A 26,552-nucleotide genomic window follows, 5' to 3' on the forward strand; every position below is an offset into this window, starting at 1 on the left:
CGCCTGGGGCACCGACGCCGGCTCCGTCCACGGCGACCGGCGCGGCACGGCGCGCGCCTCCGGCGCGTCCGCGGCCGTGCTGGACACCCGCACCCCCGCCTTGAGCACCCCCCCGGGCGGCCCCCCCCACCCCCGGGTCCGGCGGCTCCGCAGGGCTTTTGTTTCGGTCGACTGAATTCTGCGTCACAATCCGTGTCCACACGGCACCCGACCTCGTATTCTCGCCTCTCACAGGAAAGCCACAGGGGAGCGAAGGGCGGGTGGCGGTGCGTGGTGGCGCCGACGGGGCGGTCCGACACGACGGTCGGACACGGTGAACTGGTCAGGGCGGTCGACCACGCCCTGAGCACGCACGGGCGCGCCCTGATCACCGGCCCCGCCGGAGCGGGCAAGACCGAGCTCGCCGGCGCCGTCGCGGCCGCCGCCGAGGTCCGCCTCGAAACCGTGCTCACCCTCGCCCCCGAAGCCGCCGACCGGTGGATCCCCGAAGCCTCCGCCGCCGCGCTCCTCGCCTCCGTCCCGTGCTCCGCCCTGGAACGGCTCTCCGGGCCCCAGCGCACCGCCATCGCCCTCCTGCGGCGCGAGACCGACACCCCGGGCGCCGGCCGTGACCACGTCGCCCTGCGTCTCGCCGTCGTCGAGGTGCTGCGCGCCCTCGCCGAGCGCAGCCCCGTCCTCCTCGTCCTCGACAACGCCCAGTGGCTCGACGCGGAGAGCACCGACCTGCTCCGCTTCGCCCTGCGCCTGACCCCGCCCGAGGTCCGGGTCCTGGTCGCCGAGTGCGTCCAGGGCGGCACCCCGGTCGCCGAGCCGCTGTGCGGCCCCGGCACCCCCGCGATACGCGTCCCCCCGCTCGGCGCCGACGAGGTCGCCGAGCTCCTCGTCCGCCGCGGCCTGCCCGCCCGCATCGCCGGCCGCGTCCACCAGGCCAGCGGCGGCAACCCCCGCCTCGCCCTCGCCCTGGGCCGCTCCCTCGCCGAGGCCGCGGGGAACCGCGACGGCAGCGCCCACCACGCCGACACCCTGCCCCTGTCCGGCCAGGCCCGCGAGGTCGCCCGCCGGCTCCTCGCCGAGGCACCCGCCGAGGCCCGCCGCACCCTGCTGCTCGCCGCCCTCGCCGCCCGCCCCACCACCGCCCTGCTGCGTCGCGCCGGCCGGCCCGATGCCGAGGCCGAGCTCGCCGAGGCCGAACGGGCCGCACTCGTCACCGTGGGGGAGGACGGCGCCGTCGCCTTCACCGCCGGCGCACTGCCCATGGCCCTCGCCGCCGACGCCGGCTGGCCCGAGCGCGCCTCCGGGCACGCCGCGCTCGCCGCAGCCGTCGACGACCCCGTCCAGGCCGTACGCCACCGGGCGCTGGCCGTGGACGCCCCCGACGAGTGGCTCGCCGCCGAGATCACCCGGGCCGCGGCCGCCTGCCGGCGCCGCGGCCAGCGCGCCCTCGCCGCCGAGCTGGGCCTGCTCGCCGCCGAGCGGACGCCCTCCGACCGGCCCGGGGACGACCTGGCCCGCCTGGTCACCGCAGCCGAGGACGCAGGGTGGGCCGGGCGCGCCGACCTCGCCCGCCGTGCCACCCGGGCCGTGCTCGCCCGGGACGCCTCCCCCTCCGACCGGGTCCGCGCCCGCCTGGCCGTCATCGACGCCGCCGGCCAGGCGCTGGGCACCCTCGACGAGACCTTCGCCCACGCCATGGACGAGGCCGAGGGCGACCCCGCCCTGCAGGCCGCCGTCCAACTGCGGATCGCTTGGAAGCACAACCTCAGCGACGGCGACCCCGTACGCTCCCGGGACGCCGCCGCCGAGGCCGGCCGGCTCGCCGCCCGGGGCGGCGACACCACCGCAGAGGCCATGGCCCTCACCGTCCGCGCCCGCATGGGACGCATCCTCGGCGACCCCGACGCGGAGGACATCCTCGCCGAGGCCCTCGCCCTGCCCGCGCCCGAGGTGCCGCTCGGCATGCGCAACGCACCCCAGTACCTGGCCGTCCGGCACGCCCTCTTCGACGACCGGCTCGACGACGCCCGCCGCCAGCTCCTCGTCCTGCTGCCCGCCGTCCAGCGCACCGGCTCCGCCGAGGACGTCTTCGAGGTGCTGCGCAGCCTCACCGAGACCGAACAGCGCAGCGGCCGCTGCCGGGTCGCCTCCGCGCACGCCCGCCGCGCCCTGGAACTCACCATCGAGGCGGGCCTCTCGCCCGGCCCCGCCTGGTACGTCGCCGCGATGGCCGAGGCACTGGGCGGCAGCTTCGCCCGGGCCGCCGGATACGCCCGCCGCGGCATCCAGGCCTCGGAGGAGGAGCGCGACCAGGTGTTCCTCTCGCGCAGCCTGTACGCGCTCGGCCTGGTCGAGCTGGCGACGGGGGAGGCCGCGAAGGCCGTCGCCACCCTGCGCCGGGTCGCCGAACTGGAGGCCGCCCAGCAGGTCGTCGACCCCTCCGTCCTGCGCTGGCACGGGGAACTGGCCGAGGCCCTCGTCGCCACCGACGCGCCCGACGCGGCCGCCGAGCTCATCGACGAGGTCCGGGCGGTCGCCACCGCCCTCGGCCGTGCCCCGGTGGTCGCCGCCCTCGACCGGGCCCGCGGGCTGGTCCTGTCCGCACACGGTGACGCCGGTGCGGCCGTGGACCTGCTGCGGGACACCGCCGCGCGCTTCGACGTCCTCGGGCTGCCCGTGGAGCGCGGCCGTACGCTGCTCGCCCTGGCCCGGGTGGAGCGGCGGCGCCGGCGCCGGGCCCCCGCCCGCACCGCGCTGCGCACGGCGGCCGAGGTGTTCGCGCGGGCCGGTGCGAAGCCGTGGGCGGAGCTGGCCGGCGAGGGGCGGGAGCCGGTGCCCGCGGAGGCGGGCCCGGCGGTGGCGCTGGCCGCGCTGACCGAGGCGGAGGCCCGGCTGGCGCTGCTGGTGGCCGAGGGGGCCAGCAACCAGGAGGCGGCGGCCAAGCTGTTCGTCAGCGTCAAGACCGTCGAGGCACGGCTGACGCGGATCTACCAGAAGCTGGAGGTCCGCTCCCGGGCCCAGCTGGCGACCGCCCTGCGGGGCCGCTGAGTCCGCCGTGCGGCGCCGGGTAGCGGGCAGGGCCCGTACGCGCAGTGGCGTACGGGCCCTGCCCGTGGTGCGACGCGGCGCGGTGCCGCGGCCCGCGACACCGCGCCGGACGGTCAGCTGCCGGCGGAGAGGTTGCCGGAGAGGACCGGGATGTTGCTGAGGACGTGCGAGAGGGTCTCGTCGCCCTTGGCCTGGGTGGAGTTCTCGGTGCACTGCTGGTTCATCGGGTTGGACGCGACGTTGATGTCCTGGACGCCGATGTTGGCGATGAGGGCGAACAGCGACTGGGCGTTGACCTTGACCGGCAGGCCGATGCAGGGCTTGTTCAGGGTGCCCTGGACCAGGCCGAGCTGCGGGCTCAGCGCGCCCTCGGTCTTCTGGTTGCCGTAGATCTGCTCCGAGTCGTTGCCGTTGACGGTGTTGATGCCGTTGTCGTTGCCGATCGCCATCGCCGGGGAGGCTACCGCGGCGCCGGCGGCCAGCACGGAGGCGGTGACCGCGGTGGTGGCCATGAGCTTCTTGAGCATGGGGAGGATCCTTCTGTCGCACTGTCACGTGGTGGGTGCCCCCGGCGGGACGAGCTGATCAACTGCCGACCGGGCCCGGGGTTATCCCCTGTCACCCGAGTGGCCGAGCGTGCGGCCCCGCGCGGCCCGCGAGGCCGCCCCCGGGCGCGCGGGGCAGCACGAAGTCCCGGACCCCCGTGGGGGCCCGGGACTTCGCAGGTGCACTTCGCTTGACCGTCCTGTTCAACGACGGGCCGCGCGGAAGGTCACCCGGCGTCCTCCTGCACCGGTTGCGCCGTGGTGCGGTGCTGGTGCACCCGCAGGTGGAGGGTGGCGAGGTCCAGCAGCGGGGTGGGGACCGCCAGGGCCCGCGCACGGGCGACCAGGTCGCCGAGGACGTGCTCGACCTCGGTGGGGCGGCCGGCGAGCACGTCCCGGTACATCGACGGGGTGAGCCGCGATCCGGCGGTGGTCACCGTCTGCGTGGTGAAGTCGAGTTCGGCGTCCGGCACGGGGTACCCGGCGGCCGCTGAGACGGCGGCCGCCTCGGCGAGCAGGGCCCGCGCCAGTTCGGCGCCGCCGGGAACGGCGGTGAACTCGCCGACGGAGCCGCGCATCAGGCAGGTGGAGGCGCCGAGGGTGGTGATGAAGACCCACTTGTGCCACATGGCCGCGGTGATGTCCGGGGTGGCGGGGCTGTCGATGCCCGCCCCGGCCAGCAGGTCGCGTACGGCGTCCACCCGGGCCGAGGGTGCGCCGTCGAGCTCGCCGGTGAGGATCGCGGACGGCGGCGCCATGCGCACGATGTCGCCGTGCTCGTTGAGCGTGGTGACCACCTTGGCGACACCGCCGAGGACCGCCCTGCGGCCGAAGAGGGCCGCGAGCCGGTCGAGATGGGCCATGCCGTTGAGCAGGGGCAGGATCGCGGTCCGCGGGCCGACCGCCGGGGCGAGGTCCTTGGCCGCCCGGTCGAGGGCCGTGGACTTCACCGACAGCAGGACGAGGTCGTACGTCTGCGCCGGCTCGTCGGCGGTCACCAGCCGCGGCGTCAGGGTTATCTCCTCGCCGAGCCCGGTCACCCGCAGCCCGCGGGCGCGCAGGACCGCGGCCCGCCGGGGCCGCACCAGGAACGTGACGTCGTGTCCGGCCCGGTCGAGGCGGGCGCCGAACCAGCCGCCCACCGCGCCGGCACCGACGGTCAGGATTCTCATGCGGGGGAGCCTTTCGTGAGGGGCAGCGGCGTCAGCAGCCGGTGCGGTCGGTGGAGGGCCGCGGTCACCGGGTCGTCGTCCGCGGCCGGCGGCGCCAGTCCGGGCCCGGGGGCGACGAGGAGGTCGGCCGCCTCGACGACGGCGCCGCAGCCGGTGCAGCCCCCGTCGTCGGCGACCGGGGCCCCCTCGTCGGCGTGCAGGTAGATCCTGCGCGGCCCGCCCGGCGCGGGGTGGTGCTCCTCGCCCCACCGGGACAGGGCCCGGACGGCGGGCCAGAGGCGGACGCCCTTCGGGGTCAGGACGTACACCGCCCGCCGGCCGTCGGAGGGCACCCGGTCGAGGACGCCTGCCCCGGTCAGCACGGCGAGCCGGTCGGTGAGCACCGCGCGCGGGATGCCGAGGTGGCCGGCGAAGTCGGCGAAGCGCCGGACCCCCAGGAAGGCGTCCCGCACGATCAGCAGGGTCCAGCGCTCGCCGACCACCTCCATGGCGCGGGAGAGGGCGCAGGCCTGGCCCGGGTAGTCGCGTGGCAGGGTCATGCACCCACCGTACCCGTTGAGTTCGGTGACCGAACTCAAACGTGGCTGCTTCCCCGGCTCAGACGGTGAAGGGCTTCTGGGCGAGGAAGTCCGTCGAGGGACTGCCCGTCGTGTAGAAGTTCGGCACCTGCGAACGCGGCAGCCGGTCCTTGATGCTGCGGTGGAAGTCCTGGTAGCCGCCGGAGAACGAGCCCTGGGCCCATACGCGCAGCAGGGCCCCGGTGAACGCGCCGTTGGCGCTGCCGTCCAACGCGACCTGATGGTCCTGGCAGGCGGAGATGAGCACCGTGCCGGGACCCGCACCGTTGCTCTCCTGCCTCAGCTCGCGCTGGAGCCTCTGGTAGAACTCCTTGTTCTGCTCGAACACCTGCTGTTGGCGCAGCACGGGCATGACCCGGGGCACCGCCTCGCCGTTCCCCTCGCCCGCGTCCGCAGCCTCCGTGGCGGTACCGCTGTGGCAGCAGTCGAGCAGGGAGAAGATGCGGACCCCGGGCGAGAAGCGGTGGAACTCGCGTTTCAGCTCGTCGTCGAGGAACTCGCGGTCGTAGAACACCAGGGTTTCGTCGAGCTCGTCCGTTTCGTCGCCCGCGGTGTCGGGCATCTGGCTGCCGTGGCCGGAGTAGGTGAACAGCAGGATGTCGCCGTCCTTGAGCTTCTTGGCGGCCTTGCGCAGTGCGCCGGTGATGTTGTCGACGGTGCCCTGCTCGGTGAGCAGCACCGTCTCCTGGAAGCCGGCGGCGCGGGCCAGCTCCGCCATGTCGCGGGCGTCGTTCTCGCAGGCCATGAGTTGTCCGTCCCAGCCGTTGTACTTGGCGGGGTCGACCTTGTTGAGTCCGACGTGGATGGACAGGCCGGTGGGCATGAGGTCCTCCTCGGGGCGGGGATGGGGATACCTCCGGGATGGGTTCCGCGGCAGGAGGGCGCCCGAACCCCGCGGCGCGCAGCGACCCCCGATCGGGCCCCGCGCGGGCCGGTGACGGCCGGGCGTCCGAATGCGTGACCCGTCCGGGCCCGGACCGCGTGCGATGGCATCCGGGCCCGCCGCCGTGTGAGTTGACCGGTCAATCTTCAAGCGGAGCAACGCCTGCGGCCAACTGGCGGCCTCCCGTTGACCGGCCAATACTGGCGGTGACCGGCATCCGTGCTCCCGCGCGGGAGGCGCAATGGAACCCCGGATCGTCTACGTCCACGGCAACGGGAACAAGCCGCGCGAGGAACTGCTCAAGTCCCAGTGGGACAGCGCGCTCTTCGGCGTCGACATGGGCAGTGCCTCGCGCATGGCCTACTGGGCGCCGCTGCTCCACCCGGTGCCGCTGCCCGACGGGCGGGCCGACCCCCTCGACGGGGGACCGGTGCCGGCCGAGGAGACCCGCGAGTCGACCCCGCCGACCGTGGAGCCGACCGAGGAGTTCGTGGCGCGGACCCTCGCCGAGGCGCGCACCGGGACGGCCGGGCGCGCCGAGGGCACCGGGAGCGCCGGGAGCACCGACGAGGGCGCCCCCGGCGGGGGCGCGGCCCGGGCCGGCGCGGACGAGCCCCTCGCCGGCTGGCTGCGGGACATGGGCTACCTCGCCGAGGCGCTCGCCCAGGACGGCGGCCCGCCCGCCGGCCTCCCCGGCGGGCCGGAGGCGCTGCCGCTGCCCGCGTTCGCCCGTACCCGGCTGTTCCGGCTGCTGGTCGAGCACACCTTCAAGGACGTCCACGCCTACTTCTTCGGCGGCGCCGGAGCGGCCATCCGAGACGTGGTCCGGCAGGCCCTCGACCAGGCGCGGGAGGGCACCGGCGCCGGCGGCCCGCTGGTCGTCGTCGGCCACAGCCTGGGCAGCATCGCCGCGTACGAGGTGCTGGCGGAGGAACCGCGTTCCGTCGACCTGTTCGTGACCATCGGCTCGCCCCTCGCGATCACCGAGATCCAGGACGTGCTGGCGGGGCGGCCCGCGGTCCCCGCCGGGGTCGCCGTCTGGCGCAACGCCTCGGACCTGCGGGACCTGGTCGCGCTGGACCACACCCTGCGCCCCGAGTACGCCCCCGTGCACCTCGTCACGGACCACCTGGTCCTCAACACCAGCGGCAACCACCACGGGGCCCGCGAGTACCTCACGACCGGGCCGGTCCGGGAGCCCGTCCGTGCGCTGTTCGGTGGCCTTGCCGCCTAGCAAACGGGGTGAAACCATGACAGGTATCACCAGTCGATCCGTCTGCTGCCCCGTGCGGGCAGCCTGGTAGGTGCGGTATGCCGCTCAGGGACACGGAATGGATCCTGGTCACCGAATGGGTGCGGGACCACCTCCTCGACACCCCGGACCCCCACAACCGGCTGACCGGGTGCGGGTTCTCCGAGAAGTTCGTCGGCTCCCTGGAGCTGATCGCGGTGGCCCAGGTGAACGCGGAGAACCTCGTCCGCGCGTCGCGGGCGACCATCGACTCGCAGGTGTTCCTGCTCGACGTCCTGGTCACGCGCCCCGAAATGATCCCCCTCCCGGCCATCGGCCAGGCCAGGGAGTTCCTGTCCAGGCTGGAGGAGGACCGGCGGGTCCACGCCTCGGACCAGGACCCCTTCTTCGCCGTCCTGCTCAGGAGCGGCGCCGAGGCGTTCGTCGACCGCGAGGACCTGCGCAAGCGGTTGCAGGAATTCCTCGCCGACCCCGACAAGACCGTGCTGGCCGTCGACGGCGAGCCCGACAGCGGCCGCTCGTACACGTACAACCTCATCCGGTACCTCGGCCAGCACCGCGGCTTCCGCCCGGTGCGCATCACCCTGACGCAGACCTCGACCGCCGCACAGCTGATCCGGCGGCTCGCCGGGTTCGTCAGGGACCGGCGCGATCCGGTACCGCCGTTGAACGCGGCACAGTTGAACGATCCACAGTCCTGGATAGCCGAGGCCGTCCACGAGGTCGTCGCCCGCGCCACGATGGTGCCGGAGCGGCTGTGGTTCGTCATCGACGACTGCGATCGGCTCGATGCCCACTCCGACGTCTGGGACTGCATCGGCCAGCTGGCCCAGGCCATCTTCGACTTCGGCCCCGGGTCGGACGAGGCCGTGCCCCGCCTGGTGCTGCTCGGATACGGGCCGACCATGCCCCAGCTGTCGCCCGACGTCAGCAAGAACATGTGCCTGGACACGGCGCGCACCGCCGGCCCCGACGACGTCGAGGCGTTCTTCCGGCAGTTCTTCACCAACCCGCCGGTATCGGCCGACGAGGACGAACTCACCGCCCTGGTCGAGTTGTGCGCCACGGCGGTCATGGGCGCCGCACGGGCGCCCGGCCAGGGCAGCTACATGCGCAGACTGTGCGAGGCGGCCGAAACGGCCGTCCGCACCCACCGTTTCCTGCGCCCCGGCGAGGACTTCGCCGCCCGGCTGCACCAGCAACTGCTCACCGGGGCGGGCCCGCAGGCCGAGCCGGTCCCGGACACCAGGCGTGCGTACCGCGAGGCGGCCTGCCTGCTCACCGGCTTCGACCCGGCGAAGCTGCGGCTGCCGGGCGAGACCGAGTCCAGCGGCGGAGCGGGGCTGGCGCTCGTCCAGGACTGCATGGTGCTGACCCCGCCCCCCGCCCCCCGCTGGGCCCTGAAGGAAGAGGTCCGCCAGGCTGCACTGCGGGGCCTTGCCGGCCCCGAGGCGGCCCGCCGCGCCCTGGAGGCCAACCTGGACCTGGTCCCCGAGGGGCCCGGCCCGGAACTGGTCGCCCATGCCTGGCTTACCGGAAATCCGCCGGAACGTCAGTCGCCGGACGCCGGGGACGCCCGGTACGCCCGGTACGCAGACCCGGCCGAGGACGCCGAGGCCCTCGCCGACACCCTCCAGGCCGTCCTGTGGCTGTCCGAAGTCCCGGGCACGACCGGCCTCCCGGACCCCGAGCAGGTGCGGCGGCGGCTGGAACGGGCCCGCCTGCTCCAGCCGCTCCGGCACCTCGTGCGGAACCCCTTCTGCGGCAGGGACGGCGAGCTGGAGGCGCTGCGGGCGTACGCGCTCGACGACACGGGCGGTCCGGTCGAGCAGCCCCCGCTGCTGATCCACGGGCTGGCCGGCATCGGCAAGAGCACCCTGCTCGCCACGTTCCTCCTCGACATCCGCGACGACGTCCCGGGCGGCTTCCCCTTCGCCTACATCGACTTCGAACGGCCCACCCTCTCGGTCCACGAGCCGGCCACCCTGATCGCGGAGGCGGCCCGGCAGCTCGGCATCCAGTACCCCGACCAGCGAGCCGCGTTCGATGCACTGGCCGGCGAGTGCGAGGAGACGGCGCGCACCCAGCGGCAGGAGCAGAAGACCGTCGACGAGCTGAACAAACTCCCCACCACCCGCTCGGGAGCCGGGCGCGCATCGGCGGAGCGGTTCAACACGCTCGCCCGGGAACGCGAGACCACCCTGATCCGCAAGATCGCGGAGCTCGTCCGGCAGGCCGTGGGCGCCCCTGCCGGCACCCCCGGCCCACCCCTGGTGATCGCCGTCGACTCCTTCGAGGCGGCGCAGTACCGGGCGAACCCGGTCCTCGGCCGGCTGTGGGCCGTGTGGGTGGCCCTACAGGAGGCGTACCCGCGGCTGCGCTGGATCGTCGCGGGCCGGGCCCCGGTCAACCACCCGGCGCAGGCCGCCGAACCGCGCATCATCGACCTCGGCGAGCTCGAACCGGACGCGGCGGTGGAACTGCTGACGTCCTGCGGCATCACGAACCAGACGGTGGCCCGCGCGCTGGCCGAGCGGGTCGGAGGACACCCGCTCAGCCTGAAACTGGCGGCGCACGCGGCCGTGTCGGAGCAGTGGGCCGGCTCGCTGGACGAGCTGATGGACAGCCTGCCCGCCTCCCGCCGGGGCTTCTACCGGAACATCGACCGCACGATCGTCCAAGGTGCCCTCTACGGTCGCATCCTGAACCGCATTCCCAAGCCGGACGTACGCGCCCTCGCCCAGGCGGGCCTGGCCCTGCGTACGATCACCCCCGAGCTGATCCGGGAGGTCCTCGCCGAGCCCTGCGGGCTGACGGTGGACTCCGGTCAGGAGGCACGCCGCCTGTTCGGCGGGCTGGCCCGGCTCGACCTGATGGAACCGGCCGGACCCGGCACCCTGCGGCACCGCTCCGACCTGCGCTCCATCATGCTGCGGCAGACGGACACCGCGCGGACGGGCCTGATGCGCAGGGTCGGGGAACGCGCCGTCGCGTACTACGCGGCCCGGGAGGGGCCGGCGGCGCGCGCCGAGGAGATCTACCACCGGCTGCGCCTGGGCGAGAACCCGCGCGACGTGGACGAGCGCTGGGAGCCCGGCGTCGAACGCCACCTCGGCAGCGCGGTCCAGGACATGGCGCCGCGTGCGGCCGCGTTCCTGAGCGGGCACCTCGGTGGTCACATCCCCGGCGGAGTGCTGCGCGACGCCGACCAGGAGGACTGGGAGCGGATCACCGCCCAGGAGGTGGACGACCTGCTCACGCAGGGCCTGACCGAGCAGGCCGCGGCCAGGCTCGCGGAGCGCCGTCCCTGGACCCCCGGCAGCCCCCTGTACCCGCTGCTCGTCGCCACCCTGGAGCGCAGCGGGCAGCTCAAGGAGGCCCGGGCCGTGGCCGAGGACGCGGCGGACCTCGCCGAGCAGGCCCGCGCCGCAGACGCCCAGCTCGAACTGCTGCTGCTGTCGGGGCGGCTCGCCGAGGAGGACGGCGACCCGCAGGAGGCGGAACACGACTTCGCCGAGGCGGAGGCCATCGCGACCGCCCTCGGCATGGACCTCGAGGCGATGGACGCCATGCTCCACCGGGCCAGGGTCGCCCCTTCCCCCGAACGCACCGCGGAGATCGACGACAGGCTCGCCCTGCAGTTGCGGGAGCTCCCCGACGAAGCCCTGGCCGAACAGCCGGTCCTGGCCCGGACCGTCGCCGCCAGGGTGTCCGCGCAGGACCCGGCGGCCTTGAACCACACCCTCCAGGTCGTGGGCTTGCCAGAGGCCGACGACAACGTCCTGGACGCCCTCGCGGAAGCGATCAACAAGGCCGTCGCCCGGCACCCCGATCTGGGTCCGGCCTTGAGGGAGATCCTCCGGGACGCGACCGACCCCGTGGGGGCCGAGCACGTGAGCACGGCCGGGGACCTGAGGGAGGCCCGTGAGCGCGGCTACCTCGACGAGCTCGCCCGGCGCCTGCTCGTGCTGCGGGACCCCAGTGGTGAACTCGTCTCCGGCGTGGCGGCCGCGATGGGCTCCGGCACCCCCGGCGAAGACCCCGGGGACGGCGGCGACCCCGGTCCGGCAGCCCCCGTGACGGTGGACCCGGATCCGCACGACACCCCTGCGACCACAGCGGAAAGGAACGGCCCGCGAGCGGCCTGAGCCGGTATGAGCGACGCCTACCTCACCTCGGACGAGGTCTTCAAGCTGTACGAGGCCGCCCTGGAAGCCGGGATGGCCGACCCCCAGGCCCGGCCCCTGCTCTTCAGGGGCATCCTGCCCCTGTACCGGGCGACGCTGCCGATCCTGGCGGCCCCCGGCATGCAGGTGCAGTCGGACCTGGACCAGATGAACCAGGTGGAGCGGCTGGTCGACGGCACGGTCCCGCTGGAGATCTGGCTGCGCAACGCCGTCACCCAGACCACCCAGGCGGGCCCCCGCGCCACGTTCCAGCGCGCCCTGGACGAGGTGGTGCGCGACTCGGCCGGCGAGCCCGACGTACCGGCGCCCCCGCAGGGCGGGGAGACCAAGGAGGAGGTCGTCTTCCTCGACGACACCGTGCCCTACGAGTTCCTCCCGGCCGGTGCCCTCGCGGCCCTCTCGGTGGCCCGGATCAAGGTGCCCCCGTTCCAGGGCGGCGCCCCGCTCCAGCCGAACGGCTACCCGCACTCGGGGACGGGCTGGCTGATCGCCCCGGGCCTGCTGGTCACCAACCACCACGTGGTGACCGCCCGGACCCGCACGGCCGCCGGCCTGGGCGTCGTGGACCCGGCGGACCTGGAGCTCCAGGCCAGGAACTCCCGCTCCCGCTTCGACTACGGCGCCGACGAGACGGAGACCGAGGAGGTGGCCGCGGAAGGCCTGCTGGCCTCGGACGCGGACCTGGACTACGCGGTCCTGCGGCTCGCCGGCCACACGGAGCGGCCCGCCCTGCGGCTGGCCGGTGGGCCGCTGGAGGTCGTACCGGGGGAGCCCGTCGCGGTCAACATCATCCAGCACCCCGGGGGCCAGCCCAAGCGGGTCGGCCTGCGCAACAACCTGGTCTTCGAGACGGACGACAAGGACGTGCGCTACTTCACCGACACCCGCGGCGGCTCCTCCGGCTCCCCGGTCCTCACCGACGACTGGAAGGTCGTGGCGCTGCACCGCGGGGCCCGCCGGGTCGAGAACGTCGTCTACCAGGGCAAGAGCACGGCGTTCGTCAACGTCGGAACCCAGATGAGCAGCGTCATGCGCCACTTGGCGGAGCACAGCCCGGCGGTCCACGCCGAGATCGCGGCGGCGCAGGCCGCGCTCGGCGGGCAGAGCGGGTCGGAGGTGTGACATGAGCGGACGGTCTCCGGTGGCGACCCGGCCCGAGGAGGTCTTCAGCGACCTGCGGGCGGTGGCCGAACGGGTCCGGAAGGGCGTGGAAGCGGAGCGGGAGGCGGCGGCGGAGATCCGGGAGTCCGCCGCGGACGTGCCCGCGGAGCGGGCGCCGGCCGCCGAGATCGGCGGCTTCGCCCTGCGGGAGCGGGCGAGGGTGCTGGAGGCCGGTGCCCGGGGGCTGGAGAAGCTCGCCGCCGGCCGGGCCGACGAGGTGGACGAGGACGAGCACTTCGGCCTGGAGGCGATCGTCCTCCTCGAGGGCCGGCCCGCCATCCTCGTCCAGGGGCAGGACTTCCCCTCGCAGCCGGGCGACTGGGCGGTGCTCGACGGGCACCGGGACGGCATCCGTAACTCGATCGCCCGGGTGGGTCGCGTGGACGTCGTGGGGCACCCGCGCCTGGACTGGGTGGGCACCGCCTTCCTCGTGGGACCCGACGTGGTGATGACCAACCGCCACGTGGCCGACGAGTTCGCCCGCGAGGACGGCGCCACGTGGGCCTTCCGGCCGGGGATGACGGCCCGCCTGGACCTGGCCGAGGAGCTGGCCGCCGTACCCGGGGACGCCTCGCTGGAGTTCGAGGTCACCGAGGTCATCGGCATCCACCCCGATGTCGACCTGGCCCTGCTGCGCGTGGAGACCGACGAGGGCGACCGGGCGCCCGCCACTCCGCTGGCCGTGGCCGCAGATCCGCCCGGCGACATCCCCGGCCGGCCGGTGTACGTCGTCGGCTACCCGGCGGAGGACAGCCGGCGCAACGAGCCGGAGGCCATGCGCCGGATCTTCATGGACGTCTACAACGTCAAGCGGCTGCAGCCCGGCACCACGACCAAGCTGGTCCGCGAACGGCTCACCGTGAACCACGACTGCTCCACGCTGGGCGGGAACAGCGGCTCCCCGGTCTTCGACCTGGCCGATCACCGCGTCCTGGGCCTGCACTACGGCGGCCGCTACGGCTTCGGCAACTGGGCGGTCCCGCTGTGGGAGATGGTGGACGACCCGCTGCTGAGCCGCGCGCAGGTCAACTGGGTGTGACGCGCAGGGCGTCGCCGACCAGGCGGACGGCCCGGGACAGCCGGCCCAGCTGCTGGAGTTCGACGGCGTACATGCGGATGGAGCTCTCGATGTGGATCTCGGGCACGCCCATCGAGGGCAGTTCGGCGCGGCTGGTCTCCAGGGCGACGCGGACGGCGCGCATCTCGTGCTGCAGCTGGAGCTGCGCGTGCCGGCACAGCAGGACGGGGCTGCGGGTCAGCGTCGAGTAGGCGCCGTAGCGGGCCGGGAGCAGGTCCCGCAGCCAGCGCATGGCCGTGCGTTCCCAGTCGTGCGTCCCGGGGGCCTTGACCTGGCAGGGCCAGTCCGGGCTGAGAGCGGGGGAGAGCGTCTGGCGCATACGTCGCTTCCGAAGGGTGTGGAACTGATCGAGACGTAAGTGGGCGGCGGCCCCGGCCCAGGGGTTGACCGGGGGCCGCCACAAGCGCTCTGGTGGATCCGTTGCCGGGACCGGCACCCAGGCGGGGCGTGAGGAGGAGTCGTCCCGCCCGGGTATCCGTTCCGGGAGAGCGTAGGGGTCGCTCTCCTTGGCGCATCTGACGGATCCGGCGCGCTGCTCAGTAAACATATATACCGTCGAGTAGACAAGAGAATGAAAAATTACATACGCCTCGACGGCATGAAAATGAACGGACGAATCGGGCGAAAACTGGCCTAAAGGAAGAAGCCGTGCTGGTCGGCGACCTGCTCGTACCCTTCGAGCCGCGCCTGCGTCCGCTCCGGATCCGCATCCGCCATCGCCTGCAGCAGCGCTGCGGACAGCACCCCCGGCGCAGCGTACGAGTCGAACACCAGCCGCGCCCCGGTACCGGCGGTCAGCGCCACGTCCGCCTCGTCGACCAGTGGCCCCAGCGTGGTGTCCGTGATCAGCGCGATCTTCAGCCCGGCCGTCCGGGCGGCCCGCAACGCCGCCAGGGTCTCCTTCGCGTGCCGCGGCATGGCGAACGCCAGCGCCCAGGTCCCGCCCGCCTCCCGGGACTGCAGCAGGGCGTCGTACGCCACGCTGCCGCCCCGTGTGACCAGCCGGACGTCGGGGTGGATACGGCGCGCCGCGTACGCGAAGTACTCCGCCAGCGACACCGAGATCCGCAGGCCCAGCACCGTCAGCGGCACCGAGCGGGCCAGCTCGCGGCCGATGTCCAGCACCTGGTCGGTGTCGGCGAGGAGCCGCCGCACGTTCTCCAGGTTCTCGATCTCGGCGTCCACGGCCGCCTGCAGCTCGTTGCGGCGGTACTCCTCACGGCTCTCCGGCGAGCCCGCGACCGCGCTCAGCGCCATCGGTTGCAGGACCTCCCGCAGGGCCGGGTAGCCGCTGAACCCGAGGGCGGTGGCGAAGCGCGTCACCGACGGCTGGCTGACCCCCACCCGCTCCGCCAGTTCGGTGATCGACAGGAACGCGGCCTCGGTCAGGTGGTCGATGAGGTACTGGGCGATGCGCCGCTGGCCAGGCGAGAGGCGATGGCCGTCGAACAGCGCGCGGACCCGGTCGCCCGGAGCCCGTTCACGGTCGGGCGCCTGCCCGCTCGGCGTGATCGCAGCTGCCTGTGCGCGTGCCTGCTGCCCCGATGACACCGGTGGGCCTCCCTCTCATGTCACTCTTTCTCCAACATAGCTCACGCCCTGTGGTCGGCCGACCGGCCGCGGACGCCCGGTCCGAGCGGTGAGACGCGGCCGCTGTCGCCGCCCGCCGACCTCTGGAAATATGATGAACGCGGCACGGGGCTTCGGCGCAGCACGCCGCGAGAGCCGAGAGCAGGGACGAGCGACGTATGGATGCACCCGGGAGCAGTCCATGAACCCGCGCCGTGCGCCGCGCCGCACCCCCCGGGTACAGAGCGCCGACGACCTGCTGAGCACCCTCGGCCGGCTCACCGCACGCGCACGGGCCGGCGCCGAGCACCAGCAGCCCCGCGTGGAGCTCGCCGAGGCGCTCCAGCGCGAGATGCTCCCCGCAGCCCTGCCCGCCCTGCCCGGACTGCGCACCGCCGCCCGCTACTCGCCCGCCCGCCACGGCCTCGACATCGGCGGCGACTGGTACGACGGGTTCGGGCTGCCCACCGGCGCCCTCGCCTTCTCCATCGGCGACGTCCAGGGCCACGACGTGGAGGCGGCCGCCTTCATGGGGCAGGTGCGCATCGGCCTGCGCGCCGTCGCCGCCGTCGTGGACGACCCCGGCGAGGTGCTCGCCCGCACCAACGACGTACTGCTGTCCATGGGGCGCGAGCTCTTCGCCACCTGCACCCTGCTCCGCTTCGACCCCGAGACGTGGGAGCTGTACAGCGCCCGGGCCGGCCACGTACCCGCCCTGTGGGCCACCGTCGACGGCCGGTACGGGATGGCCGAGGACGAGGGCGGCCTGCCGCTCGGCATGCTCCCCGGCGCCGGATACGCCGTGACCCGACGCAAGCTGGACCGGGCGGGATCCATCGTCCTGGTCACGGACGGGGTCGTCGAAGGACCCTCCTTCTCCATCGACGAGGGCCTCGAGCGCGTGCTCCGCGTCGTCCGGGCGGGCGCGGGTGCGGACCCCGGCGACATCGCCGCCGAGGTGATGAAGGTGGCCGACTCCACCGGGCACGCGGACGACGCCGCGGTCCTCGTCATCAGCCACAACGCGGGCGGACCCGCACCCCGCTAGGGCGTGTCACGCCCCGCAGCACGGTGGGGGCTGTTGTCTGATGCTGTGATGCCCACCGTGGAACGGCGACGTCTGATCGCCGATATTCTCCGGATCCTCGCCGTCGCGGTCGCCTACTGGGCCACGGGGCGGATCGGCCTCCTGCTCAGCGTGACCGTCGAGGGCGCGACGGTCACCCCCCTGTGGCCGCCCACCGGCATCGCCGTGGCCGCGCTGCTCTGGACGGGGCTGCGGGCAGTGCCGGGGATCATGCTCGGCGCGTACCTGACCATCGAGCACCTCAGCACCTTCGATCCCGTCGACACCGCCATCCTCCTGGGCAACACCCTCGCTCCCGTCTGCGCCTACCTGATGCTCCGCCAGGCCGGCTTCCGCCTGGAGATGGACCGGCTGCGGGACGGGCTGGCCCTGGTGTTCCTCGGCGGCCTGCTGCCCATGCTGATCAGTGCGACCGCCGGCACCTCGACGGTCGTCTTCGCCGGCGACCTGCCGGCCGGCGAATTCTGGTCGGTGTGGTCGGCGTGGTGGGCCGGCGACGCGATGGGCGTCCTCCTCGTGACCCCGCTGCTGCTCGTCCTGCCACGGCTGACGATGCCCGACCCCTACCGGGCGGGCGAGGCCGTACTGCTGCTCGCCGCGTGCGCGGCCGCCACCGCCGTCGCCGTGCACAGCGACCTCTCCCTCCTCTTCCTCGTCTTCCCCGTCCTGATCTGGGCGTCCGTACGCTTCCAACACGCCGGGGCAGCGCCCTGCGCCCTGGTGGCGTCCGTGATCGCCATCCACGCGGCGACCGACCAGACCGGCCCCTTCGCCGACCACACCCTCATCGAGATCATGGTCAACCTCCAGGCCCTCAACGGATCCGCGGCCCTGACCGTGCTCCTGCTGTCCGCCCTGGTCACCGAACAGAACAACGTCCGACTGAAGATCGAGCAGGTCTGCGAGGAACTCGCGGTGGTGGTCGAACGGCTCACACCCCGGCGACCGGAGGAGTAGGCAGGGGCACGGGCCGGGTGCCGGGCCCGGGCCGACGGTTTGACGGACCGTCGGCGTTGTCAGTGCCGGGACCTAGCTTTGCGTCCATGAGCCGATCCACGCAGGCACTCGCCTACGCACGCCCGTCCGCCCTCACCTCGAACCGGGGCGGGCGGCTCCTCGGACTGGAGACCTCCGGGGGGCTGACCCCGGCCGGCCCCGAGGCCCATCCGCAGTTCTTCGCCGGGTTCCTGAGCGCCCCTCAGGCAGCCGCGCGCGGGCTGCTGGCCGTGGCCGACGTCGCCGCCGCGCGCTACTACCAGCGCACCCTGCGGGCCTCGCTGGACCCGGTCGTCACCGCGAACGGCGACCGCCTGCGGTTCGAGTCGTTCTCCGGCTGCTGCGGGGTGTACGCCCGGCTCGACGTGCTCCCCGAGGGTCTCGACGGCGCCGACACCGGCCACGGAACCACCAACGTCGACGTCAACAACCCGCTGCGCGACGCCCTCTCACGGCTGACCGGCGACGAGCCGCTGCACCTGCGCGTCGGCCCCGACGAACTGGCCGTCACCACCCTGCACGGTCCGGTCGTGGAGAAGAAGGTGCCGCTGCCCGACCGCTGGCTGCGCGGGTTCGCCGAATCCCAGGTGGTGTCCGCCGGGTTCGACCTGCGCGCCGAACTGGCCGCGGCCGAAGCCGTACGGTTCCTGCGCAGCCTCCCGCGCAGCCCGGCCGGCGGCGCCGGCGCCGCCCGCGGACCCCTGTGGGTCGTCCCCGCCGGCGCCACGCTGCGGCCCACCACCCGGCCGGTCCCCGGCGCCGTGTGCCTGCCCGGCCCGGACCGGCTCGCCGCCCTCCAGCGGGTCCTGCGGTACGCGACCGGGCTGCGCGTGTACGGGCCCGCGGCCCACGGCGGCGCGGCCACCGCCAGCGCGTGGGAGGTCACCCTGCCCGGCATGCGCCTCACCCTCACCCTCTCCCCGGAGCCCGCCCGCGGGTTCTCCGGCGAGGGCGGCGTCCTGGAGGCACTCGCCACCGACGACGCGGCCGCCGACGCCGAGCTCGTCTCCGTCCTCCTCGCCTGGGAACCCCGCATCGACACCGCCGACCTCGCCGAACAGTGCGGACTGAGCACGGAACGCGTCCGCGCGGCCCTCGCCCGCCTCGGCACCGCGGGCCGGGTCGGCTACGACGTCGCCGAAGCCGCCTACTTCCACCGGGAACTGCCCTACGACGCCCGCCGCGCCGAACGCCACAACCCCCGGCTGGTCGCCGCCCGGGCCCTGCTCGCCGAGGGCTCGGTCCTCCTGCACGCCGACGCCACCGCCACCGTCCTGTCCGGGGAGCGCCGCTACCAGGTCCGCGAGGCCGCCACCGGGGTGCTGAGCTGCACCTGCCAGTGGTGGGCCGACTACCGCGGCCGCCGCGGTCCGTGCAAGCACGCCCTCGCCGTCCGCATGGCCCGGCGCGCCGCACCCGCATCCGCCGCACCCGCCTCCGCCGCGCCTGCCGCGTCCACCGCAGCCGCCCCCACCACCGCCGCTCCGGCCGCAGGAGGAACCCGATGAACACCGACACCCTCCGCGATGCCGTCCTCGACGCCGTCCACGCCGGCCGCACCGACCGCCTTCCCGGCCTGATCAAGCACCTGCCGGCCGCCGAACGCCGCGCCCTGGCCACCGAACTCACCGCCCTGCGCCGCGAGATCCGCGGCTGGGACTGGAGCCGCCGGGCCGAACGCGAGCGGATACGTCCCGCCCTGCTCGTCGCCGGCGCCGGCTGCCACACCGGCGCCGCGGCCGCCGCCTCCAGGATCGCCGCCCGCGACCTGAGCGAGCCGGGCGGATCCCGGAGGGCGGCACTGCTGAAAGTGCTCGCCGACCGCGACCCGGCCTGGCTCGGAGACCTCGCCCACCGCCTCGCCGCCCGCGCTTCCACCGTGGACGGCGACTACCAGCTGATCCGGGAGTTGCTCCAGCGGGCACCGGACGACTGCCCGCCCCCCACCGGCGACGCGTTCGTCCAGGCCTGGGCCCGGCAGATGTCCTTCGGCGGCCACCGGGGATCCACTCGCACCCTGCGCCTCGCGCTGCGCGAGGAGCCGTACGTACGCGAGCTGGTGCCCCGTCTCTTCGAGACGGCCGAGACCCCCGACGCCCTCGGCTGGTACAGCACCCCCGGGGTCCCCGACCGCTGGCCCGCCGAGCTCGCCGCACTCGCAGCCGAGGGGACCGTCGAGCGGCGGACGCTGCTCGACGGCTGCCTCGCCCGGCTCCTGCGCGGCGGCCGCCCCACCGGGCTCACCTTCTTCACCGACCTCCTGGGCGTCCTCGAACCCACCGGGGACGAGCAGGAGGAGCGGATCGCGGAGTGGATCGCCCTGGCCGCCGACGCGCCCTCCCCGCTCGCCGGCCACGCGCAGCAGGTCCTCACCGGCCTGTTCCACGCCGGACGGCTGCCCGCCGAGCGGCTCGCCGAGATGTCGGCCGCCGTCCTCTTCCGACCGGAGAAGAAGCTCGTACGCGCCCAGCTGGTACTCCTCGGCAAGGCGCTGCGGCGGCAACGGGACGACCGCTTCGTCCTGCTGCCCGCCGTCGCCGCCGCCTTCGGCCACGCCGATACCGCTCTCCAGGAGCGTGCCCTCAAGCTCGTCGCCGCCCACCTGCGCCCGCAGGACGACGACCTGCGCACCGAACTCGCCTTCCAGGCCGAAGTGCTCAGCCCCGGCCACCGGCGCGCGGCCGCCGAACTGCTCGGAGCCGTCGCCGACGCGGCCGACGGCGGGGCGCCGTACACGGAGACCCTGCCCCCGGCCCCGGTGCGCCGCCGCCTGGACTCCGCCCCGCAGCTCTCGCTCGCCGAGACAGTCGAGCTGGTCGCGGCCCTGGTCAAGTCCCGGCAGCCGACCACCGAGGAGTTCGAGACCGCCGTCGACGCCCTCGTCCGCCACGCCCACCGGGACCGGGCCGAACTCGCCACCGCCCTGCGCCCGGCGTTGGCCGACCGGCCGTGGATCACCGACGGCGGCCACCACGCGGACCCCGAATGGCTCCGCGGCCTGGAGCTCGTCGCCGCGACGGTCCTGGGGTACGTCAACGCGTACGACCTGCGCGCGGGCCGCGGCCTGCGCGACGACCGGTGGGGACGGGACTGCGCCCACACCGCCATGGGCGGGGTGACGGCGGCCCGCCTGTACGAGGCGGCCGGCCGCATCCTGGCGGAACCGCTGCCGTTCCTGCTCGCCACACCGACCTGGGACACGGGCTCCCTGGAGCCGTCGGACCTCGTCGAACGCCTCGCCGCCTACCAGCGCCTGGGCGTCGAACCCGCCCCCGTCGACTTCGGCCAGGCGCTGCTGCGGGTACGGCGCGACCCGGAGGCCGCCCCGGCGGCGGCCGCGCTCGGCACGCCCGGGGGCGCGCGCCTCGCGGCCTGGCTGACCGGGGCCGGCGAACCGCCGCGCACGGTCCGCCGCGTCGAGGAGCCCGCGCCGCGGCGGCCCAGCTGGTGGGGCGGCCAGACGCGGGACTCGGTGCCGCGGATCGTCGTCGACGCAGAGGAACGGCCGGTGCTGGGCGCGGAGTTCCCGGCCGCCTTCCACCGGCTCGGCCACGCGTTCGGCGGCAGCCCCGACCGCTGCTACCACGGGGAGGGCTGGGAGCTCGCGCAGTTCGCGATCCTGCCGGAAGACCGCGAGCTCCAGGCGGTCCTGCTGCTGCCCGCGCTGACCGCGTGCGCCGCCGTCGAGGAGCGCGGTGCGGGGCAGCGGCTGTCCCGGCTGGCCGAGATGGGGGGACCCGCGGGCCCAGTGCTGCACCTGGCGGTGGCCACCGGTCTCGGGGCCCGGCACGCCGAGGACCGGCTGGCGGCCGTGGACGCGCTGCTGGTGCTCGCCGCGCGGGGCGAGTTGGACACCGCAACGCTCGGTCAGGACCTCGGCGAACTGCTGGCCCTGGGCACGGTCAAGCCCAACCGTCTCGCCGACGCCGTGCGCACGGCCGCCGGAACGGGCGCGTACGCGACCACCTGGGGGGTGCTCGCCGGCGCGCTGCCGGCCCTGTTGGCGGACGGTGGCCTGCGCGGGGCGGGGGAGGTGCTGGCCGTGGCCGCCGAGTGCGTGGAGGCCTGCGGTACCGGGGGACCGGAGCCCGCGGGACTGGCCGTGGCCGCCGGGCGGAGCGGCTCGTCCCAACTGGTCGCCCAGGCCAAGCGGCTGCGGAACGCGCTCGCGCTCGCCACGGCAGACACCACCGCGCCGGGCGTCCGAGCCCGCGCCTGACGGGATGCGCGGCGGGACGTCCGGCGGGTCCCGGAACGGCGTCCGCCCGGCAGCGAACGATCGCTGCCGGGCGGAGAGGGCGGGGTGAGCGGGCTCAGCCCTTGGGGACGCGGATGACGACGGTGCTGCACACCTTGTCGGCGAAGGTCTGCTTCTTGTCGTCCCACAGCGGCCACAGCCAGCCGATGTAGCAGGGCAGGCCGTCGAGGATGTGGGCCAGCTTCCGGACGAACGCCATGCCGAAGCCGAGGGTGTTGCCGTCGGACTCGCGGCGGACGCTGATGCCGACGACCTTCTTGCCGATGGTCTGGCCGGTGGAGCCCTCCCGGTACAGCTGGAAGATCCCCATGCCGATCGCGTACAGCACGCCGATCGTGAAGAAGATGCCGGGCTCGGCGGTCGCCGGGTCCGAGGCGGTGGCGAGGTCGATGAAGCCCAGGGCGTACATCGGACCGGCGATGATCAGCATGTCGAGCAGGTACGCGCCGACCCGCAGGCCCCAGTGGGCGAGCTCGGGCATCCCGCCGCCCGGCATCCCCGGGGCGGGGTAGCCGGGGTACGGCGCGGCCGGCTGCTGCGGGTAGCCGTACTGCGGCGGGACACCCTGCGCGGGCTGCTGCGGGTAGCCGTACTGCGGGGGCACGCCCTGGGGAGCCTGCTGCGGGTATCCGGGCTGACCCTGCGGGGGCTGCTGGCCGTACGGGTTGTTCGGGTCGCCGAAGCTCATGGCGAAATCTCTCCGGTGTCGGAAATGGGGACGTTGCGGGCCGAGTCGAGGAACGACGCCATTTGACCGGTTTGCCCCCCGTGAGCAGCCGCGATGTTGCGACCAACATCGTTGTCGTTAAGTCGACCGCTTGTCCAATCGGCGAGTATCGGCCAATTCCTCCCGGGGGTCGCGCAAGCGGGCATAGGGGGTGGCCGAATCCGATGTGCATGATTCCCGGGATATCCGACTCGGTGGTAACTTCCGCGAGTTGATCTTGCCGGCGGCCCGGTCTGCGGCGACGGCGATCCCTCCTTCAAGGAAGTTACATTGCACCGCCATTCCCTTTTGCGTTCCTCCGCCCTCGCCGCCGGCGCAGCCCTTTCGGCGGCCGTCCTGGCCCTGTTCCCCGCGGTGCCCGCGGCGGCCGCGCCCGCGGCTGACGGCGCCCCGGCACCCCACCTCGACGCCGTCGAGCAGGTGCTCCGCCAGGTGTCACCCGGCCTCCAGGGGTCGGTGTGGGAGCGGACGGGTGGCAACGTCCTGGACGCGTCCTCGGCGGGCGGCTCCGACTGGCTGCTGCAGACCCCCGGCTGCTGGGGCGACAACTCGTGCGCGACCCGCCCCGGAACGCAGCGCCTGCTGGCGAAGATGACGGAGAACATCTCCCAGGCGACGCAGACCGTCGACATATCCACCCTCGCGCCCTTCCCCAACGGCGCGTTCCAGGACGCCATCGTCGCCGGCCTGAAGTCCTCGGCCGGGCGCGGGAACAAGCTCAAGGTGCGCATCCTCGTCGGCGCGGCCCCCGTCTACCACCTGAACGTGGTGCCGTCGAAGTACCGGGACGAACTGGTCGCCAAGCTCGGCCCGGACGCCGCTCGCGTGGACCTCAACGTCGCCTCGATGACCACCTCGAAGACGGCGTTCTCCTGGAACCACTCCAAGATCCTGGTGGTGGACGGCCAGTCCGTCATCACCGGCGGCATCAACAGCTGGAAGGACGACTACACGGAGACCACCCACCCGGTCGCCGACGTCGACCTCGCGCTGCGCGGCCCTGCGGCCGCCTCGGCCAGCCGGTACCTGGACGAACTGTGGTCCTGGACCTGCCAGAACAAGAGCAACATCGCCAGCGTCTGGTTCGCCTCCTCCAACGGCGCTTCCTGCACGCCCGCGCTGGCCAAGAGCAACCCGGTGCCGGCGCCCGCGCAGGGCCAGGGCGGCGGCGTTCCGGCCATCGCGGTCGGCGGCCTCGGCGTCGGCATCAAGCGCAACGACCCGATGTCCACGTTCCGGCCCACCTTGCCCAGTGCCCCCGACACCAAGTGCGTCGTCGGCCTGCACGACAACACCAACGCCGACCGCGACTACGACACGGTCAACCCGGAGGAGAGCGCGCTGCGGACGCTGATCTCCAGCGCCGACCGGCACATCGAGATCTCCCAGCAGGACATGAACGCGACCTGCCCGCCGCTGCCCCGCTACGACATCCGGGTCTACGACGCCCTCGCCGCGAAGATGGCCGCCGGCGTGAAGGTCCGCATCGTCGTCAGCGACCCCGAGAACCGCGGCGCCGTGGGCAGTGGCGGCTACTCGCAGATCAAGTCGCTGTCGGAGATCAGCGACACCCTCCGCGACCGCCTCGCGCTGCTGACCGGCGACCAGGGCAAGGCCCGGGCCGCGATGTGCTCGAACCTCCAGCTGGCCACGTTCCGCAGCGCGCAGAGCCCGAAGTGGGCGGACGGCCGTCCCTACGCGCAGCACCACAAGCTGGTGTCGGTGGACGGCTCGGCCTTCTACATCGGCTCGAAGAACCTCTACCCGGCGTGGCTCCAGGACTTCGGCTACATCGTGGAGAGCCCGGCCGCGGCCGGGCAGCTGAACGAGCAGCTGCTGGCCCCCCAGTGGCAGTACTCCCGCGCGACCGCCACGGTCGACCACGAGCGCGGCATCTGCCAGGCCTGATCCGCGTGCGAACGGGCCCGCCCCCCGACCGTGTTCGGGCCGGGGGGCGGGCCGTGCCGTGTCGTGCCCGGTGCGGGGGTCGGGGGCCGGGGGCCGGGGTCAGCGGAACAGCATGGAGGCGTCGCCGGCCGCGGTGGTGACCGATCCGGGGCACAGGAAGCTGCCCGAGACCTTGGTGGCGGTGAAGGCCTGGTTGACGTACTTGCGGGTGGCCCCGTCCCGGTTCCAGGTGATGTTCGAGCCCTTGTAGCGGCAGGAGATGAAGCTCTGCCTGCCGGTGATGTCGATGGCGTCCGTCTTCGCGGTGCCGGCGGCGTCGTCGAAGGTGAAGACGGGGTTGTTGTTGAGGGCGGCCGTGATCCCGCCGCCGCAGCTCAGGTTGCCGCCCGGGGTGTTGATGGTCGTGCGGTCGACGGTCAGGGTGCTCGGGGGGTTGGCGCTGGTGCTCGCGTTGGTCCAGGTGCAGGTGTTGCCCGCGACCACGATGGTGCCGTCGAGCCGCTGTTCGGCCGAGGGGCCGAGGGCGCTGGCCGGTACGGCGCTGCCGACGAGCAGCGCGGCCGCCAGGGCGGTGACGCCCGGCCATGTGGAGGTCTGCATGCTGTCGCTCCTCTTCGCCACGTCCTGTGGGGTGTGAAGCGGGGCCTGGGTAGGGCCACGCCGGCGTGCACCCGGCGGGTGGAGGCGGTGTCCGCGGACCGGCCGGGGGAGAGAGCTGGTGCGGCGTACGCCACGGAAGGTCGCACGACGACCTTGAAATGTCAGGAGCATGCCAACAATTTGGCTGGATCGGCTCCGTCGCCAGCCCCCTGCACCCGGCCCCGCCGCCCGGTACGGCCACAAGGCCCGGGCATCATGGGGGAATTCGACCGAAACGCATAAGGACACCGCATGACACAGCAGGCGGCCGCCGCCCCACTTCCGTGCCCCTTCGACGCATCCTTCGCCGCCGACCCGCACGCGCTGTACGCGCGGCTGCGCGCCGCCGGACCGGTGCACCGCATCGCGCTGCCCGACGGATCCCCGGTCTGGTTCGTCACCCGCGAGGCGGAGGTGCGCAGCGGGCTCTGCGATCCGCGGCTCTCCGTCAACAAGCGGCATTCCACCACCGGGTTCAGCGGATTCTCCCTGCCGCCCGCGCTCGACCGCAACCTGATGAACATCGACCCCGAGGACCACCTGCGCCTGCGCCGTCTGGTGTCCCAGGCCTTCACGCCGCGCCACGCCGAACGCCTGCGGGCCGGCGTCCAGGACTGCGTCGACGACCTGGTGGCAGGGCTCACGGACCGGATCGCCACCGACGGCGAGGCCGACCTGGTCGCGGAGCTCGCCCACCCGCTCCCCCTGCGGGTCATCGGCGCGCTGCTCCGCATACCCGGCCCCGACCAGGAGCGGTTCGCCGGCTGGATCTCCACGATGCTCGCCCCGCGCTCGCGCGAGGACCTCGTGGCCGCGGTCGGCTCCGTCCACCGCTTCCTCGTCGACCTCGTGGCCGAGCGGCGCGCACACCCCGGCGAGGACCTGCTCTCCGAACTGATCGCCGCCCGCGACGAGGAGGACCGTCTCACCGAGGACGAACTCGTCTCCCTCGCCTTCCTGATCCTGATGGCCGGCAGCGAGAACGTCCAGCACGTCATCAGCGCCGGCGCGCTCACCCTGATGAACCACCCCGACCAGCTGGCCGCCCTGCGCGCGGACCCCGGGCTGCTCCCCGGAGCCGTCGAGGAGCTGCTGCGCCACACCTCCCCCAACCAGACGGCGATCCGCCGCTTCCCCACCGAACCCGTGGAGATCGGCGGCGTCCGGATCCCGGCCGGCGACACGGTGTTGCTCTGCCTCGCCTCCGCGCACCGGGACCCGGCCCGCTACCCGGACCCCGACCGCTTCGACATCACCCGCGCGGACAAGGCCCACCTCGCGCTCGGCCACGGCCTGCACTACTGCCTGGGAGCCCCGCTGGCCCGCCTCCAGATCGGCGCCGCACTGGGCACCCTCCTCGACCGCCTCCCGGACCTCCGCCCGGCCCGCCCGCTCGGCGAGCTCCCGTGGGCGGCCACCTTCCGCTTCCACGCCCTGCGCGCCCTGCCGGTCACCTGCCGCCCGTAGACC

At 74.0% G+C, this 26,552-nt stretch carries 19 protein-coding genes; 11 read left to right on the plus strand and 8 right to left on the minus strand.

Going from position 1 to position 26,552, the window contains the following annotated elements; genetic code table 11:
- Positions 1-270 precede the first annotated feature (270 nt).
- The gene (locus ACFVGY_RS30375; RefSeq protein ID WP_385683231.1) at positions 271-3,042 is read left to right on the plus strand and encodes an AAA family ATPase; all 2,772 of its coding nucleotides are present in this window, start codon (positions 271-273) and stop codon (positions 3,040-3,042) included.
- A gap of 113 nt (positions 3,043-3,155) precedes the next feature.
- Here the strand turns inward: ACFVGY_RS30375 and ACFVGY_RS30380 are convergent, their stop codons facing one another.
- The 4 genes from ACFVGY_RS30380 to ACFVGY_RS30395 all read right to left on the minus strand — a co-directional run bounded on the left by ACFVGY_RS30380 (position 3,156) and on the right by ACFVGY_RS30395 (position 6,160).
- Entirely contained in the window at positions 3,156-3,569 is a 414-nt protein-coding gene (locus tag ACFVGY_RS30380) for a rodlin (RefSeq protein ID WP_385683234.1), read from the minus strand.
- A gap of 245 nt (positions 3,570-3,814) precedes the next feature.
- Positions 3,815-4,759, minus strand: a complete 945-nt coding sequence (locus ACFVGY_RS30385; RefSeq protein ID WP_385683237.1) for a ketopantoate reductase family protein — start codon at positions 4,757-4,759, stop codon at positions 3,815-3,817.
- The gene (locus tag ACFVGY_RS30390) at positions 4,756-5,298 is read right to left on the minus strand and encodes a winged helix-turn-helix transcriptional regulator (protein WP_385683240.1); all 543 of its coding nucleotides are present in this window, start codon (positions 5,296-5,298) and stop codon (positions 4,756-4,758) included. The genes ACFVGY_RS30385 and ACFVGY_RS30390 overlap by 4 nt, the downstream gene beginning before the upstream one ends.
- 58 nt (positions 5,299-5,356) lie before the next feature.
- Positions 5,357-6,160 carry a caspase domain-containing protein gene (locus ACFVGY_RS30395; RefSeq protein WP_385683243.1) on the minus strand — a complete coding sequence of 268 codons (804 nt, stop codon included), beginning with the start codon at positions 6,158-6,160 and terminating at the stop codon, positions 5,357-5,359.
- Between the two features lie 301 nt (positions 6,161-6,461).
- Between ACFVGY_RS30395 and ACFVGY_RS30400 the strand changes: the two genes are divergently transcribed.
- The 4 genes from ACFVGY_RS30400 (at position 6,462) to ACFVGY_RS30415 (ending at position 13,859) form a co-directional block, all read left to right on the plus strand.
- On the plus strand, positions 6,462-7,454 hold the full coding sequence (locus ACFVGY_RS30400; RefSeq protein ID WP_385683246.1) for a hypothetical protein: 993 nt from the start codon (positions 6,462-6,464) through the stop codon (positions 7,452-7,454).
- Between the two features lie 77 nt (positions 7,455-7,531).
- Positions 7,532-11,620 (plus strand): AAA family ATPase, encoded by a 4,089-nt coding sequence (locus ACFVGY_RS30405; protein WP_385683249.1) that lies wholly within the window; start codon positions 7,532-7,534, stop codon positions 11,618-11,620.
- A 6-nt stretch (positions 11,621-11,626) separates the two neighbouring features.
- Positions 11,627-12,781 (plus strand): trypsin-like peptidase domain-containing protein, encoded by a 1,155-nt coding sequence (locus ACFVGY_RS30410; protein WP_385683252.1) that lies wholly within the window; start codon positions 11,627-11,629, stop codon positions 12,779-12,781.
- A gap of 1 nt (position 12,782) precedes the next feature.
- Positions 12,783-13,859, plus strand: coding sequence for a trypsin-like serine peptidase (locus ACFVGY_RS30415; protein WP_385683255.1), 1,077 nt, complete (start codon positions 12,783-12,785; stop codon positions 13,857-13,859).
- On the opposite strand, the gene ACFVGY_RS30420 is transcribed toward ACFVGY_RS30415, so the two are convergent.
- Positions 13,846-14,217, minus strand: a complete 372-nt coding sequence (locus ACFVGY_RS30420) for a hypothetical protein (protein WP_385683258.1) — start codon at positions 14,215-14,217, stop codon at positions 13,846-13,848. The genes ACFVGY_RS30415 and ACFVGY_RS30420 overlap by 14 nt on opposite strands.
- A gap of 314 nt (positions 14,218-14,531) precedes the next feature.
- Positions 14,532-15,449: a MurR/RpiR family transcriptional regulator gene (locus ACFVGY_RS30425; RefSeq protein WP_385683261.1), complete on the minus strand. Its 918-nt coding sequence runs from the start codon at positions 15,447-15,449 to the stop codon at positions 14,532-14,534.
- Positions 15,450-15,669: 220 nt separating this feature from the next.
- Here ACFVGY_RS30425 and ACFVGY_RS30430 point away from each other — a divergent pair, with 220 nt between their 5' ends.
- From ACFVGY_RS30430 to ACFVGY_RS30445, 4 genes are all read left to right on the plus strand, one after another.
- Entirely contained in the window at positions 15,670-16,515 is an 846-nt protein-coding gene (locus ACFVGY_RS30430) for a PP2C family protein-serine/threonine phosphatase (RefSeq protein WP_385683264.1), read from the plus strand.
- A 48-nt stretch (positions 16,516-16,563) separates the two neighbouring features.
- Positions 16,564-17,511 (plus strand): MASE1 domain-containing protein, encoded by a 948-nt coding sequence (locus tag ACFVGY_RS30435; protein WP_385683267.1) that lies wholly within the window; start codon positions 16,564-16,566, stop codon positions 17,509-17,511.
- Positions 17,512-17,597: 86 nt separating this feature from the next.
- Positions 17,598-19,058, plus strand: a complete 1,461-nt coding sequence (locus ACFVGY_RS30440; protein ID WP_385683270.1) for an SWIM zinc finger family protein — start codon at positions 17,598-17,600, stop codon at positions 19,056-19,058.
- On the plus strand, positions 19,055-21,769 hold the full coding sequence (locus ACFVGY_RS30445; RefSeq protein WP_385683273.1) for a DUF6493 family protein: 2,715 nt from the start codon (positions 19,055-19,057) through the stop codon (positions 21,767-21,769). The genes ACFVGY_RS30440 and ACFVGY_RS30445 overlap by 4 nt, the downstream gene beginning before the upstream one ends.
- Positions 21,770-21,863: 94 nt before the next feature.
- Here ACFVGY_RS30445 and ACFVGY_RS30450 read toward each other — a convergent pair whose 3' ends face one another.
- Complete coding sequence (locus ACFVGY_RS30450; protein WP_385683276.1) at positions 21,864-22,496, minus strand: RDD family protein; 633 nt, start codon at positions 22,494-22,496, stop codon at positions 21,864-21,866.
- Positions 22,497-22,805: 309 nt separating this feature from the next.
- Here ACFVGY_RS30450 and ACFVGY_RS30455 point away from each other — a divergent pair, with 309 nt between their 5' ends.
- Positions 22,806-24,443, plus strand: a complete 1,638-nt coding sequence (locus tag ACFVGY_RS30455; protein WP_385683278.1) for a phospholipase D-like domain-containing protein — start codon at positions 22,806-22,808, stop codon at positions 24,441-24,443.
- Positions 24,444-24,542: 99 nt separating this feature from the next.
- Here the strand turns inward: ACFVGY_RS30455 and ACFVGY_RS30460 are convergent, their stop codons facing one another.
- Complete coding sequence (locus ACFVGY_RS30460; RefSeq protein WP_385683281.1) at positions 24,543-25,043, minus strand: hypothetical protein; 501 nt, start codon at positions 25,041-25,043, stop codon at positions 24,543-24,545.
- Between the two features lie 291 nt (positions 25,044-25,334).
- Between ACFVGY_RS30460 and ACFVGY_RS30465 the strand changes: the two genes are divergently transcribed.
- On the plus strand, positions 25,335-26,549 hold the full coding sequence (locus ACFVGY_RS30465; protein ID WP_385683284.1) for a cytochrome P450: 1,215 nt from the start codon (positions 25,335-25,337) through the stop codon (positions 26,547-26,549).
- The last annotated feature ends 3 nt before the right edge of the window (positions 26,550-26,552 follow it).

The sequence above is a fragment of the Streptomyces sp. NPDC127106 genome (assembly GCF_042677605.1).
GTDB lineage: Bacteria > Actinomycetota > Actinomycetes > Streptomycetales > Streptomycetaceae > Streptomyces.

Excerpts from the sequence above, each read along its gene's own strand:
- ACFVGY_RS30380 (WP_385683234.1), bottom strand. The coding sequence starts at position 3,569 with ATGCTCAAGAAGCTCATGGCCACCACCGCGGTCACCGCCTCCGTGCTG.
- ACFVGY_RS30385 (WP_385683237.1), bottom strand. The coding sequence starts at position 4,759 with ATGAGAATCCTGACCGTCGGTGCCGGCGCGGTGGGCGGCTGGTTCGGC.
- ACFVGY_RS30390 (WP_385683240.1), bottom strand. The coding sequence starts at position 5,298 with ATGACCCTGCCACGCGACTACCCGGGCCAGGCCTGCGCCCTCTCCCGC.
- ACFVGY_RS30395 (WP_385683243.1), bottom strand. The coding sequence starts at position 6,160 with ATGCCCACCGGCCTGTCCATCCACGTCGGACTCAACAAGGTCGACCCC.
- ACFVGY_RS30400 (WP_385683246.1), top strand. The coding sequence starts at position 6,462 with ATGGAACCCCGGATCGTCTACGTCCACGGCAACGGGAACAAGCCGCGC.
- ACFVGY_RS30405 (WP_385683249.1), top strand. The coding sequence starts at position 7,532 with ATGCCGCTCAGGGACACGGAATGGATCCTGGTCACCGAATGGGTGCGG.
- ACFVGY_RS30410 (WP_385683252.1), top strand. The coding sequence starts at position 11,627 with ATGAGCGACGCCTACCTCACCTCGGACGAGGTCTTCAAGCTGTACGAG.
- ACFVGY_RS30415 (WP_385683255.1), top strand. The coding sequence starts at position 12,783 with ATGAGCGGACGGTCTCCGGTGGCGACCCGGCCCGAGGAGGTCTTCAGC.
- ACFVGY_RS30420 (WP_385683258.1), bottom strand. The coding sequence starts at position 14,217 with ATGCGCCAGACGCTCTCCCCCGCTCTCAGCCCGGACTGGCCCTGCCAG.
- ACFVGY_RS30430 (WP_385683264.1), top strand. The coding sequence starts at position 15,670 with ATGAACCCGCGCCGTGCGCCGCGCCGCACCCCCCGGGTACAGAGCGCC.
- ACFVGY_RS30435 (WP_385683267.1), top strand. The coding sequence starts at position 16,564 with ATGCCCACCGTGGAACGGCGACGTCTGATCGCCGATATTCTCCGGATC.
- ACFVGY_RS30440 (WP_385683270.1), top strand. The coding sequence starts at position 17,598 with ATGAGCCGATCCACGCAGGCACTCGCCTACGCACGCCCGTCCGCCCTC.
- ACFVGY_RS30445 (WP_385683273.1), top strand. The coding sequence starts at position 19,055 with ATGAACACCGACACCCTCCGCGATGCCGTCCTCGACGCCGTCCACGCC.
- ACFVGY_RS30450 (WP_385683276.1), bottom strand. The coding sequence starts at position 22,496 with ATGAGCTTCGGCGACCCGAACAACCCGTACGGCCAGCAGCCCCCGCAG.
- ACFVGY_RS30460 (WP_385683281.1), bottom strand. The coding sequence starts at position 25,043 with ATGCAGACCTCCACATGGCCGGGCGTCACCGCCCTGGCGGCCGCGCTG.
- ACFVGY_RS30465 (WP_385683284.1), top strand. The coding sequence starts at position 25,335 with ATGACACAGCAGGCGGCCGCCGCCCCACTTCCGTGCCCCTTCGACGCA.